Below are 11,734 nucleotides of genomic sequence, written 5' to 3'. Positions count from 1 at the left end.
CCGGTCCCTGGCCGCCTGCAGGATCCTGTCAAACAGCCGTTCCAGATCGGGGCCCGCGTTCCGGCTCTCCCGCGCGAGGGACTCGCGTTCGAGGCATACGATCCGGTTCGCCCAGCGCTCGTCGGCCGCTGCTGCGTCTGCCATAGGACAGTGGTAGCACGTCCGCAAAGCGACGACAGGCGAACCCGCACATCATCGCGACGACGCCCGGCCGGGAACGGGCCGCGTGGCGGCGCGGGACCAGGTCACGGTGCCAGTGCAGCACAGTGTCCGGGCGCACCAGCAGCCGTGCCCGGCGCAGCACACCGCGCGGGAGCCGGTGCAGCAGCGCGGCCAGGAACACCCGGTCACTCGGGGCGAACCGCACCCGATCCCGGCCGAGCCGGCGTTTCAGCACGGTGATCTGTTGACGCAGCGCGAGGATCTCCGCGTCCTTGTCCTGGTTGCTCACCGGCAGCAGCCGCAGCAGGGCGAACACGTTCGCCACACCCAGACAGGCAAGTCGAAGCAGCACGACAGATCATCCTGCCGGGGCACTCACCAGGCGCTCAGAGCACCCGCCCGAGCGCCCGCGCTCGACACCACCCGTACACCAGCCCCCACCAGGACGGATGAGTTTTTCGGCAGGCGCACGGTTACTGGCTGGGGTGGACTGCATGGACGCCGGTGCCCGCGTACGCCTTGGGCGTCAGCGTGAGGAGGAACCGCTCGGCCGGGTGCGCGGCCGAGGGCCGGGCGCGGCGTGGATGGCGTGGACGGCGGCCCAGGAGTGCCCGAACCGTAGCAGTCCGGTGGCGGTGACGGCGGCGTCGGTGTCGAACGCCTCGATCCGGATGAACCGCAGCCCTCGGGACGGGCCGGTCCGGCGGTTCGGCGAGGGTCTCGTCGCCGTTCAGCAGCAGCCGATCGCACGTCGCCTTCGGCTGTGAGGAAGGGGCGTAGCCGAAACCGGCGACTGTCCCCTCCTTCGTGACGTCACCGGCCAGGACGGGGCCGGTCGTGTCCCTCTTATGCCACACAGTTCCTCCGCAACGGGACCGGACGTCGTTCGGATGTCCGGTCCGTGCCGGTCCGACGCGGGAGGTGAACCGACGGCGGTGGGGGAGGGGCGGTGGCCCTGGCGCCGGGCGGCAACCCAGGTCGGACGATCGCCCGCGCGTCCACGCGCACGGCTCCCACCACCATCGGGCAAGTAGAGCAACGTAACAGAAATGCGCATCATCCGACCGGAGTTCGCGGATACCGCCTGGGGTGTGAGGCGTCGTGCTATCACCTGGATCAGGTGGATCTCCGGGGGCGGGCGCGAGCGATGCGGGTGACGGCTCGTGCTCCCGCCCGGGGTAGGGAGAAGCGTCGGAAGGTCACGGCGGAGTTTCGTGAGGGGGCGGTACGCATCGTGACGAAGACCGGGAAGCGGTCCCGGAGGCCGTGGAGGACCTGGGGATCAACGAGACGACGCTGGCGAGCTGGGTCTCGCGGGCGAAGCGGGCCGAGAAGGCCACGCCGGAGGACAAGGACGCGTTGATCGCCCGGCTGACCATGGGGCCCTGCGGTCCGGGGCGCGTGGGCGTATCCGTTCGGCTGTCCAGCTCGGAAGCCGTGTCAGCTGGTGCGCCGCACAGTGAGCGCTGTGCGGGGAGCAGGCCGTCGTTCCGCGCCATCGAAAACTATCGATACGAGGCAATTACTGAGTTTTTCGGCTTGCCTTCGAGTGGTGACGTTGGGTGATCCCTGCGGTATTCCGTTGTTATGCGGTACGCGGATGGTGGGGGCCTGGCCGCCGAGCGGCGGGCTGCGCGTGAAGGGATCCGGCTGGAGGTCGGGCAGATGTTCGCACGAGGTGCCAGGACTGCGGACATCGCCAAGGAGCTGCGGGTGAGCGAGCGTTCGGTGGAGCAGTGGCGTCGTAACTGCGACTTCCAGTGGTCAAACGATTCTGCAGGGGGTTCGCACCGGGGGCCGCCGCCTGAGCTATCGCCTTCGCGGCATCGCCTGCTGGCAGGGCGCCCAGCTCACGGACCAGCAGCGCCAGCCGCTGGGACAGGCCGTCGGCCGTGGACGCGTAGTCTTCGACGTTCGTGTACAGCACGTCGTACACGTCGCGGTGCAGTTCGTCGCGCACGCAGTCGGCCGCCACATCGTTGACCGGACGCTGCTGGAACGCGGCCGCGCGCCGCAGGTGACGGGCCGCCGTGCCGCTCACGCGGACGGTTGCGACCAACTTGCCGCTGTCGCCGGGGTGGAGTCAGGGGTGCGGTGCTGGGCTGTCCATGGTCGGCCGGTGCAGGTTTGCTCTCCCGTGTGCCGTGGAAGCGGCCACCTTCACCCCCAGGACCAGCAGCTCACCGTGGGCGCGCCAATAGCCCCAGCCGGGATTCTCCCGGGCCAGGCGCAGCACCAGGACGCGGACGGAGCGGACGGTGCGGGGCCGGCCCGGGCGGCTGGGCCGGGAACGGGCCGCATGGCGGCGCGTGAGAAGATCACGGTGCCAGCGCATCACCGTGTCCGGCCGCACCACCAGCCGCACCTGACGCAGCGCGTCGCGCGCGAGACGGTGCAGCAGCGCGGCCAGGAATGCCCAGCCACCCGGAGTGAACCGTGCCCTCTCCTTGCCGAGCTGGAGTTCCAGCACCATGAGCTGACGGCGCAGGGCGAGGATCTCGGCGTCATTGCCATGGTCGCTCATCGGCAGCAGGCGCAGCAGCACGGTCGGTCATGTTCCCGCAGTTCCCGGCACGCCACCACACTGCCTCCCACCAGGGCGGATGAGGTTCTCGGCAGGTGCAGGATCGACGCGGTCGTCCATGTGGCCGCCTGGGACAGCTACTTCGGCGGGCTGGAGGACGCCGACTTCGCGACCTGGCAGTCGGTGCTCGACGTGAACCTGCTGGGGACGCTGCGGATGACACGGGCATGCCTGCCGGGACTGAAGGAGCGGGGCGGCTCGGTGGTGTTCATCGGGACGCAGTCGTCCATCGCCGCGCCCTCGCAAGTGCGGCAGGCGGTGTAGCGTCACGATTCACCCGTCGCCGACAGGCCGGGTTCCAGAGCCTGGTCGATGTCGACTGCCGCCTCAGCCGGTCGTCCGTGGAGGGCTTAGCTGATCCTCGCGGAGTGAAGGACAAACTCTCCGGACTCATCGCGGCCCCGAGGTAGAAGTCCGTAGCTGCGCAGGCAGGCGCAGGAGGAGATGTTTCGCGGGTCGACCAGGGCGTTCATGACGATACGTACGCCCTGCTCGTGACGTGAGACGCCGTCCTCGACGACCGCGTCCAGGACGGCGTGGGAGGCCTGTCTCCCGTCCGAGAGCTGTTTGCCCTGGCAGTCGAGGGCAACGGCGTAGACGACGATGGCGCGGTCGCGTACGCCCTGTGGGTCGTCAACATCGGTGAGGGCATGTACGGCCGCTCCGACGAGGGCAGGCCCATCCTCGACCAAGAGTAGTCGCTGATCACGTGCTGCGGGGTTGCGCAGGCAGAAGGGCAGCGCCTTCTGGCGCAGATAGCCCTGGACCTCATGGGCCCAGGGCTGTTCGCAGTCACTCTTGCGCGGATGGTCGGAATCGGGGCAGCAGGTGAAGTGCTGCAGTCTCTGCCGATCTGCTTTGGCCGCCGGGCGCCACCGGACGTCGCTCACCCCAGGACCCGCCTGGCCAGGGGCTCCTCGTGCTCCAGGGATGCCAGCAGGGTTGCTCTCGCCGCTTGCGGCTGGGGACGTCTCAGCGCCCTTGCCTCCAAGGGGTCCAGCTCCTCATCGACGTCGTCCGCTTGTTCGACCTGTCTCGGGTCAAGGCCGGCCTGCAGGCGCAGCACGGCGTTGCCGTTGGGGAGCAGCTCACGGAAGAGGACAGCAGGATCCCCGACCGAGAGGTCTGCCGACCGGACCATCTGCCAGGGCACGTCGTAACGGCCCGTGCCGACGGAAGCGACAAAGCGCACCCACTGCCCTGTCCGGGCCTCAAGAATTCCCGGCACTGCGTCCTCGTCCGGAACGGGAGGAAGATGCTCACGGGCCTCGCTCACCGCCTCACTGAAGAGCAGCAGGACGTGCCAGGCCTCACGTCTGCGGGGCTCAGTGGGGCGCATGAGCTCCGCGATTTGCACGCTGTGCTCGACGAGCAGCTTCCGCAGGCTCTCTTCCAGGGTGCTGGCCGCCGAGCGATACTGTCCCGCCATCTCGGCCAGGCCGCGGCGTGAAAGCACGGCAGCGTCCAGGTTCAGCTCGCAGAACAGGGACAGCTTTCCGCTGAAACGGCCAGCACGTGCTTTGAGCAGGCCCTGGACGCCCTCGGACACGATGTCATTGCGCCGCAGCGTACGCAGCCGCCCTTCTGTAGGCCGGTCTGTCGGTGTGTAGGCGCTGAGCACGTCATGCCACTCCACGAGTGGCCACGGACGGACAGCAGGGGTTTCAGTGCGCTCGACCATCACCACACACTCCCATCCGTTGAAACGACGCCTCCGTATCTAAGATAGGCCAGCACGGGCGTCTGCGGCAATCGACCCACAGCCCCAGACCGCCGACGGCGCCCTGATCTCCGTCGCAGTCTCCACCAGTGACGAGCGCCTACTCCTGCTGTTTCCGTAGCTGCGGCGCACCAAGTGCGCCGACCGAACCCAGCCTCCTCTGGCCGCCACCGCACCATCGAGACCGTCCCCTGACGGGACGGCGTTGCCCCATGCCCCTGTTCCCCCAGGACGAGAACGACGCGGCGCAACGCCGTGAAGCCGACCGCGACGCCTCTCTTTGCACCCCCACCGCCCAGGAGCTACTGAAATTGAAAGCGTGATGTCGGTGACGATCACCCAGCCGACGCGTGCGTGTAGGTGCGGTAACTCCAACGATCAGCGAGGGGCGCCGGGCAGTGGGCTGGTTGACGCGGAGCCACGCGGGAGAGGTCATGGCCACGGGCCGTGGGCGACAACAGGGCGATTTCAGACGAACAGGCACTCGCCTACCTCCGGCACGGCCACGGCGATCTTCTTCCCGACCAACTGCGCCAGCCGGCTGCAGTGCCCACGCCGCGCTCCGGGGCAGCCCATAATCCCGTTGTCTGACTTGGCGACGGTCGCCCCCACTGACTTCGTCTCGCCCTCGATCGCGATCGGCTCACCGTGGCCGCGTGGCACCGGCCGGCCCACGCCTTTACGTTCCACCCGCTGGGTGAGGGCTGCCGGGCCGTGCTGGAACGCATGTTCCATCGCCGGACCTGATCGGGCAAGCCCGTTGAGTGCCTGGGAGCCACCAGGTCGCACAGCGGGGTGGGCTCGACAGCGCTGATGACGGGGCATCACTCCCCGCACAGGGCTGGGCCAGTTCGCCTCCCGTACTGCACACTGTCCTGCATGTGATCGAGACACCACGGTCGGGGGACGACATGCTGGACGTAATGCTGAGACTGCTCACCGACAGCGTCACCGACCAGGCGGGCCATGCCCCCTCCGCCACCGACGACGACCTGTTCCTCCTGCGTCGAGGATTGGTTGCTGAGCCTGAACTACGCGGCCGGGTACATCCGGTACCCAGGGCTCCCGAGAAGGGGCAGATGGGGTCCGGCATCGAATTGCTGGCCATCGCCATCGGCAGCAGCGGCGCCGTCAGCGCCCTCGTGCGCTCGCTCCCGGCGCTGCTCAAGGCGCGGCGGGCGGCGGCTACAGCGGAACTCACGCTGCCTGATGGCCGCAGTGTGAAGATCACCGCTGACTCCGCCGACGACGCCCGGACTCTTCTCGACGCCGCGCTGCGCGACCACCGTCAGCCGTGACCCTCCGACTGCCGGACCCCCGGGGTTCCCGCGCGGTCCTCATCGGCACCTCCCGCTACGACAGTGACCTGCCGGACCTCCTCGCCGTACGCAACAACCTAGAGGTCCTGCAGGAACTGCTGACGTCCGACGCCTTCGGCGGCTTCCCGAGCCGACGCTGCACGGTCGTGCAGGACGCCCCGGATCCGCGCTCGGTCTGCGCCACGATCCGCGAGGCCGCCATGACAGCCACCGACACCCTGCTCATCTACTTCTCAGGCCATGGCGTCCTCAACGACAACCTGATCCTGCACCTCGCGCTGACCGGCACGGACGAGAGCGATCTGCGCTGGACGGCCATCCCGTTCGACGCAATCCGGGAGATCCTCGAGGAATCACCCTGCCCAAACAAGATCCTGATCCTCGACTGCTGCAACAGCGGCCGCGTCCTGGACACGCTCATGGGCCGGACCGAGCTGGCCGACGCCCTGACCATCCGGGGCACCTACATCCTCACGTCCTCCGCGAACGCACCCTCCTACGCCCCCGCTGGCGAGCGCTACACCGCCTTCACCGGAGAGTTCATCCGACTCCTCCGTGACGGTTTGCCGGGCAGCCCCGAGCTGTTGACCCTCAGTAGTCTCTACGACCCACTGACCAAGTCTCTGTCCCGACGCGGCTACCCGGAACCGCGCCAGCAGAGCTCCGACGGGCACGCGCGGCTGGGGGTGGTACGCAACAGGGCGAGGATCCTGCCGGTCAGGGCGGTGACGGGAGACGGTACGGCGGAGGAGACGTCCAGCGATCGCCCCCCGAGCGGTGAGATCCGCTTCAAACCCAGCCGCACTTTCCACCACATCCGCAATTGGGGCATCGCGCTACCGGTCTCTCTCAGCCTGTTGATGGCTATATCCGCACTGCCGCCGCTCGAAGGCGATTCGATTGACCTGGCCAATCCGGGCCATGTGGCTGTGGTCCTTATAGGGGTGGCCTTTATAGCGCTGCTCCACTTCCTCGGAAGGCGGAACCCGGCTGACTATTCACTGGTGCTGAGCTCGGACGGCATCGAACTGCAGTACGGGAACTCCAGGCACTTCTCCTACCCGTGGCATGGGATAAGTCGGTGCTGGATACGGCAAAGACCCCAGAGCCGGTTACGTCGCCGTCGATACGACCTCATGGTCCGCCCCATGCCCGCAGTCCTTCCACAGATGGCAGGTAGGGGCACCCCTGGGCCCCACCAGGAAGATGCGGAGGGCACTCTCCGATTTGCGGACCTGCGCAGGATCAGGAAAAAGCCGGAAGCCGTCGAGAGCGCGCTTGCCACGTATGCCGGTGCCGCGTGGACCCCCAGCCCCGACTTCGCCGTACGGCGGGCTGCCACCACAGAGCCTGTCTTCACCGCCGACCGCCGCTTCCTCGCTGTCTTGGCAGTGCTCGGCACGGCCATGGGTTACATAACTATTCCGCTCCGTGAGCTCATGCGGCCAGTGGAGGTCTTTTCGGCGCTGACGCCTCTGGTCCTGTGCGCGCTGTCCTTCAGCACGACCTGGTTCGCCATTTCGCGTTTCGTGCGACCGGTACGGCTGACGGTCGGCGCGGCCGGGTTGACCCTGACCCGGGGCACACTGCAGATCGCGTACGCCTGGTCGGAGATCGAGCGGATCGCCGTGGTGGCTTGGCCCCGTGGCGTGGTGACTTGGCCCCATGGCCTTCGCCACCTGGGCCTGCTTGCGATCCGGCCCATCGGGCGCATCGAGGAGAGGATCGACCGCACGAATTGGTGGCTGCCGAAACTGGTGCCGGGTGCCCTGACTCTGTGTCTGCTGCCGGAAATAACGCATGATCGGCGGCTCCTGGAGACCGCGCTCGCGAGGTTCGCCGACGAAGAGCAGCTCGCCCTGCCCGGCCAGGCCTGGCTGCGGACTTCTGCCAGGGTCCCGGCGCCGCTCAGGACCGGCTCCACGTTCGTCGGCCGTCAACCGATGGAGGTGTCCGCCCTCATAGGGCTGGTGCTCTGGGTTCCCGCCATGATCACTTCAGCGCTAGCCGACCTTCCACAGATTCCCGACGAGGTCGCAGCCCTCAACAACTTATGGTTTCCCCTCTCCTTCTTCGGTTTCCTTGCCTACTTGCTCACCGGCACACACCACATACACCTTCACATAGGCCCCTCCGGGCTGACCATCAGAGCGTTCGGCATTCTCCAACTGCACATTCGGTGGCGGGACGTGGAACGCATCGGAATCGTGGCCCGCTCCGACCCCAAGGAGCACGCCCTCGTGCTGTATCCACGCCACAAGGTCGCCCCGCCGAAGGCGTGGTGGCTCCTCCCCTTCCGCCTTCGACACGGCGGGTTGCGCATCCTCACCCTGGAGCACTACCGAATCGATGACTCACCGGAAGGCCTCGACCAGGCCATAGTCCGCTACGCGGGCCGCCGCCACACCCTTATGACACAGCTTCGCCAGACGGGTCCGAAGAAGAAGTGACCCGCCCTTCGCCTTCTCTGCTCAGCGGCGGCGCCGTACTCCGTAGCCTGTTCCGTGAACTCCGCCGGCTCTGCCCCTACTCGGGCAACAATCTGCCAGGCACGTGACACGATCAGCAGCAGGGACGCTGCCCGGAACCCCGAGTACCTCCGCAAGACCACCGAAGCCGTGACCGAGTTCAAGAACTCCTTCAAGGCATTCATGGAGCTCCACATGGAGACGAAGGACGCTCGCTTCGGGCGTGGTCTCCTGCCTGCGGCGGTCGCCCGGGAAGGCGTGCCGCCTGAAGAGCTGCAGGCCGCCACAGACCGGGTGGCACGCGCAGCTGGCCGCGCGTCGGCGGCCCCCGGCCTGACCCGGATGTACATAGGCGTCACCGGCTTCCCCGAGCCCGTGGACCCGATCGCGACTTGGAGGACCGTCACCACGCCGAAGCCGCTGCTGGAACCGGGTGACGTGCTCGACTCCGCAGAGCAGATCTTGGGCCGCCTGGAGGCGCTGACTGACAAGGCGGAGGCTGAACTCCCTCCGACTACCGGAGTGGAGGCGATGCACCCGACGATCTGGGAAGCCGCCCGGAAGCTTTGGCTCGATGGCCACTTCCGTCTCGCCGTACAAAGCGCCGCCGAAACCCTCACCTCCCAGCTGAAGACCCGCACCGGGCTGGCCGACATGGACGCCACCAACGTCTACGAGAAGGTCTTCAACGCCCGGAGTCCGATACTGACGTGGCCCGGGGACCCGAGCGACCGCACGGTCATCTCTATGCAGAACGGTCTGTCCAAGTACGTGCCCGGACTCAACATGACCGTCCGTAACACGGCCACCCACGTGGCGTCCGACGAGATGACTGTCCAGCAGGCACTGGAACGCCTCGCAGCCAAGAGCCTCCTCGCGCACTGGATCGACACGTGCGAAGGACCGATCTGACCTACCTGCGTCACGGCGCGGGGCCAGCGAGCAGCCAACTGCAGTGCCCTCCGGCCCCTCAGTATCCGCTTCTACGCCCATTCCATGCCGATCTATAGCCTCGGTAATCCTGCAGCCCATGTCTCCTGAACTGCGCAAACTCCCTGAGTAGTTCAGTCAACAGGTAAACGAGTCCTCCTCGCCGCGAGGCCGTTCATGATCGCGAGTGTGGTGACCCTCCGTGGCTCTGGCACTGAAAGTGATCCAGAACCAGACTTCAGCCGCCGCCGACACCAGGCGCGGGCAACCATGCGGGCACTCGCGAGGTGCATCGGAGAGGACGCTGAAGCCGCTGCCGCCCACGCTCGCCTGAAGCGGCTGATTGAGCAGCGGCTGCCTCGGACAGAGGAGGAGGATCGGGACCGCGGCAGCGCCTGGCTCCGCCGTACGACCTGCCGGACGCGGGCGTATTGCTGGGTTTTCAGGCGCCTGCAAAGCGGAGGCGGCGTCAGGGGTAGGCCGCTCGTCCGCCCCGCGCTCACAACGGTAGAGGCCGGCAAGTCGGAGCGGCCCTTCGGCGTTTTCAGGGGGTGCTAGGCCTTCGCGCGGCGGGCGCGGAGCGGCTCGGCCGGACGGTGCTCGACCGTCGTGCCGCGGTGGGAGGGCTTGTCTTCAGCCATCCGCTTGGCCTCCCACGCCTCGACCTCGGAGAGCGGGAAGAGCACTTGGATTCCGCTCTTGAAGCCCTTCGGGGCGCGACCTCGATGGCGGCGGATTCGGATGCCGTTCGGGGTGGTCTTCCAGCGCTTGGCCAGTTCGGCGACGGTGAGGTGGGGGGAGTCCTCGGCCGGGGGGCTGGTCATGGGATGCCTCGGTTTCGGTGTCGGTGATCTTGGCGATCACGGCCCGGATTCGGCGTCGGCTGTGGAGCTCTTCAGTGATGAGCCGCGGCACGGTCGGGCTGGGGTTGGCCTGGTCTCTCTCGAAGCGGGTTTCGTTCTAGTGATCCTGGACAGCGCGAATGGCGATGATGTCGAGTCGGTTCCCGGCGCATGTCAAGTTCTCACGAGTAGCGTCTCCCCGGTTCGCCTATCAAGGCTTATCTGAAAAGCCTATCGACTCGTGCATCAACTAGTCAATCAGGTCTATCGCTGTCCAATTCGTGTCACTACTTGCCTGGCGGTCCATCGCCACTCGGGTCCGAATCAATCGCGGCCGGACTGTCGTACCTCATCGTGTACGACATGCCTGTGACGCCTCTGCCTCACTTGATCACCAAGCGCTTCGAGGCGCCACTCTGTGCTGACGTCCCCGCACGCGCCAGAACCCCGCACCGGATGAGGTGTGGGACGACTGGGCCGCGGGGAAGATCGGGCGAGGCAGGACCGGCGCACGGGAACAGGCGCCGGTCCGGGTCGCGGTGACGGGCAGGATGGTGGGGCTGCCGCTGTTCGAGTCGGTGCAGGTACTGGGCCGTGAGCGGACGTCGGCACGGATCGACGTGGCAGTCGCGAGGCTTCAGTCGGCGCGAGCTGACGACAGTGGGGCCCGGTGTGCGCGGGGTGGCACACCAAGCCCCACTGCTATGTCAACTACCGGGAGGCAGGCCGCCACGTTCCCTTGTGCGTGCACGTGATGCCGCGCTCGGCTTTCTCGATCGCCGGCCGCTGGGATGTCGCAGGTGCAGCTCCCCACGGTAACGACCGGCTTCCCGGAAGGGGGCTGTTCGGCGAGAAACCGGCCGCGTGGATGGTGTCCCAGTCGTGCCTTCAGCCCATCGCGGTGGTCGACGCCGGTTCGGCGGGCATCCAGACGCGAGGAGCGTGACCGTTGACACCGTGGACCATCTAGAGGCAGTCCAACTCAGGCATCGGCTTCTCGAGTATGGGGTGAGACGGAAGGTGTGTGGGTCGGGGTGGCGGCGAAGACCTGGTGATCGTAGGAGCCGCGCCGGGTGGAGGGCGCACAGACCAGTACACCTCGATGCAGGTCTCGTCCCTATCGGTCCTCATTCAGACGATGACGACCATGACCGAGAGCGCCTTCGTCTCAGCTGTTGCTCCTGATCCCATGCCGAGGCCAGCTCGACGACCGGCACAGCACCCCTGAAGCGGAACCCGCGATCTTCGCCCGGGCTGACGAGCTCAACGCCCGCAGCGCCGAGATCCTCAAGCGGTACAGCTAATCTCGGGGGCATGGGAATCGACTGGGAGAACATGCTCGGCACAAGCGGTAACGCCCTCAATGATGCCTACGACAGCGCGGTCTCCGCGGTCATCTACAGCGAGGACCCAGGAGACGAGCGTCGGCCACTCCCAGTCGGCGAAGAGTACGACGACACAGACGGCCTGCGCTGACCTGAGCGCACACACGAAAACGCCCCGGTGAGCCGGGGCGTTTTCGTTGCATCAGGAGTCGTATCAGGGGCCAGTCAGGAGGCGACCGAGTTCGGCCTTGCGCTTCTCGGGGACGTCCGGCCAGTTAGCGACGAGCTTCGCCACCAACGCGTCGTGGTCTTCCGCGACTTCTGGGTGGCCTTGACCTCCTCGGCCGAGACCTCTGCGGGGTGCATGATCCACTTCGCCTCGAT

13 protein-coding genes and 3 pseudogenes are annotated in these 11,734 nt (G+C 67.2%); 10 read left to right on the top strand and 6 right to left on the bottom strand.

What is annotated here, in order from left to right; all coding sequences use genetic code 11:
- Positions 1 to 28 precede the first annotated feature (28 nt).
- Positions 29 to 514 carry a hypothetical protein gene (locus STRTUCAR8_RS54520; protein ID WP_006378791.1) on the bottom strand — a complete coding sequence of 162 codons (486 nt, stop codon included), beginning with the start codon at positions 512 to 514 and terminating at the stop codon, positions 29 to 31.
- Positions 515 to 656: 142 nt separating this feature from the next.
- On the opposite strand from STRTUCAR8_RS54520, the gene STRTUCAR8_RS52750 reads away from it, so the two are divergent.
- The 3 genes and pseudogenes from STRTUCAR8_RS52750 to STRTUCAR8_RS55810 form a co-directional block, all read left to right on the top strand.
- Positions 657 to 929: a hypothetical protein gene (locus tag STRTUCAR8_RS52750; RefSeq protein ID WP_158697462.1), complete on the top strand. Its 273-nt coding sequence runs from the start codon at positions 657 to 659 to the stop codon at positions 927 to 929.
- A gap of 499 nt (positions 930 to 1,428) precedes the next feature.
- Positions 1,429 to 1,728: a hypothetical protein gene (locus tag STRTUCAR8_RS26085; RefSeq protein WP_044472836.1), complete on the top strand. Its 300-nt coding sequence runs from the start codon at positions 1,429 to 1,431 to the stop codon at positions 1,726 to 1,728.
- A gap of 21 nt (positions 1,729 to 1,749) precedes the next feature.
- Positions 1,750 to 1,908 (top strand): annotated as a pseudogene (locus STRTUCAR8_RS55810) (helix-turn-helix domain-containing protein); the annotation flags it as partial.
- A 337-nt stretch (positions 1,909 to 2,245) separates the two neighbouring features.
- Here STRTUCAR8_RS55810 and STRTUCAR8_RS26080 read toward each other — a convergent pair.
- On the bottom strand, positions 2,246 to 2,707 hold the full coding sequence (locus STRTUCAR8_RS26080) for a hypothetical protein (RefSeq protein ID WP_006379143.1): 462 nt from the start codon (positions 2,705 to 2,707) through the stop codon (positions 2,246 to 2,248).
- A gap of 81 nt (positions 2,708 to 2,788) precedes the next feature.
- On the opposite strand from STRTUCAR8_RS26080, the pseudogene STRTUCAR8_RS26075 reads away from it, so the two are divergent.
- Positions 2,789 to 3,004: pseudogene (locus STRTUCAR8_RS26075) on the top strand (SDR family oxidoreductase); the annotation flags it as partial.
- 92 nt (positions 3,005 to 3,096) lie between these two features.
- Here STRTUCAR8_RS26075 and STRTUCAR8_RS26070 read toward each other — a convergent pair.
- From STRTUCAR8_RS26070 to STRTUCAR8_RS26060, 3 genes are all read right to left on the bottom strand, one after another.
- Positions 3,097 to 3,636, bottom strand: a complete 540-nt coding sequence (locus STRTUCAR8_RS26070) for a hypothetical protein (protein ID WP_006379154.1) — start codon at positions 3,634 to 3,636, stop codon at positions 3,097 to 3,099.
- A complete protein-coding gene (locus tag STRTUCAR8_RS26065) occupies positions 3,633 to 4,367 on the bottom strand; it encodes a hypothetical protein (protein ID WP_158697461.1) in 735 nt (244 codons plus the stop codon). The genes STRTUCAR8_RS26070 and STRTUCAR8_RS26065 overlap by 4 nt, the downstream gene beginning before the upstream one ends.
- Positions 4,368 to 4,934: 567 nt before the next feature.
- Entirely contained in the window at positions 4,935 to 5,201 is a 267-nt protein-coding gene (locus tag STRTUCAR8_RS26060) for a hypothetical protein (RefSeq protein ID WP_044472834.1), read from the bottom strand.
- Between the two features lie 146 nt (positions 5,202 to 5,347).
- Here STRTUCAR8_RS26060 and STRTUCAR8_RS26055 point away from each other — a divergent pair, with 146 nt between their 5' ends.
- The 3 genes from STRTUCAR8_RS26055 (at position 5,348) to STRTUCAR8_RS26045 (ending at position 9,165) form a co-directional block, all read left to right on the top strand.
- Positions 5,348 to 5,764, top strand: coding sequence for an effector-associated constant component EACC1 (locus STRTUCAR8_RS26055; RefSeq protein WP_158697460.1), 417 nt, complete (start codon positions 5,348 to 5,350; stop codon positions 5,762 to 5,764).
- A complete protein-coding gene (locus tag STRTUCAR8_RS48435; RefSeq protein ID WP_006378918.1) occupies positions 5,761 to 8,235 on the top strand; it encodes a caspase family protein in 2,475 nt (824 codons plus the stop codon). The genes STRTUCAR8_RS26055 and STRTUCAR8_RS48435 overlap by 4 nt, the downstream gene beginning before the upstream one ends.
- A 168-nt stretch (positions 8,236 to 8,403) precedes the next feature.
- Positions 8,404 to 9,165 (top strand): TIGR02391 family protein, encoded by a 762-nt coding sequence (locus tag STRTUCAR8_RS26045; protein ID WP_234372777.1) that lies wholly within the window; start codon positions 8,404 to 8,406, stop codon positions 9,163 to 9,165.
- Positions 9,166 to 9,737: 572 nt separating this feature from the next.
- Here STRTUCAR8_RS26045 and STRTUCAR8_RS26040 read toward each other — a convergent pair.
- Complete coding sequence (locus STRTUCAR8_RS26040) at positions 9,738 to 10,007, bottom strand: hypothetical protein (protein ID WP_006379026.1); 270 nt, start codon at positions 10,005 to 10,007, stop codon at positions 9,738 to 9,740.
- Between the two features lie 530 nt (positions 10,008 to 10,537).
- Here STRTUCAR8_RS26040 and STRTUCAR8_RS54515 point away from each other — a divergent pair.
- From STRTUCAR8_RS54515 to STRTUCAR8_RS53495, 3 genes and pseudogenes are all read left to right on the top strand, one after another.
- Positions 10,538 to 10,663 (top strand): annotated as a pseudogene (locus STRTUCAR8_RS54515) (glutamate--tRNA ligase); the annotation flags it as partial.
- Between the two features lie 537 nt (positions 10,664 to 11,200).
- Positions 11,201 to 11,329 carry a hypothetical protein gene (locus STRTUCAR8_RS55170; RefSeq protein WP_267889083.1) on the top strand — a complete coding sequence of 43 codons (129 nt, stop codon included), beginning with the start codon at positions 11,201 to 11,203 and terminating at the stop codon, positions 11,327 to 11,329.
- A 10-nt stretch (positions 11,330 to 11,339) separates the two neighbouring features.
- Positions 11,340 to 11,501 carry a hypothetical protein gene (locus STRTUCAR8_RS53495; protein ID WP_006379005.1) on the top strand — a complete coding sequence of 54 codons (162 nt, stop codon included), beginning with the start codon at positions 11,340 to 11,342 and terminating at the stop codon, positions 11,499 to 11,501.
- Positions 11,502 to 11,734: the final 233 nt, after the last annotated feature.

Source organism: Streptomyces turgidiscabies Car8 (genome assembly GCF_000331005.1).
Taxonomy (GTDB): domain Bacteria; phylum Actinomycetota; class Actinomycetes; order Streptomycetales; family Streptomycetaceae; genus Streptomyces; species Streptomyces turgidiscabies.
This window is presented reverse-complemented; position numbering and strand designations above follow the sequence as displayed.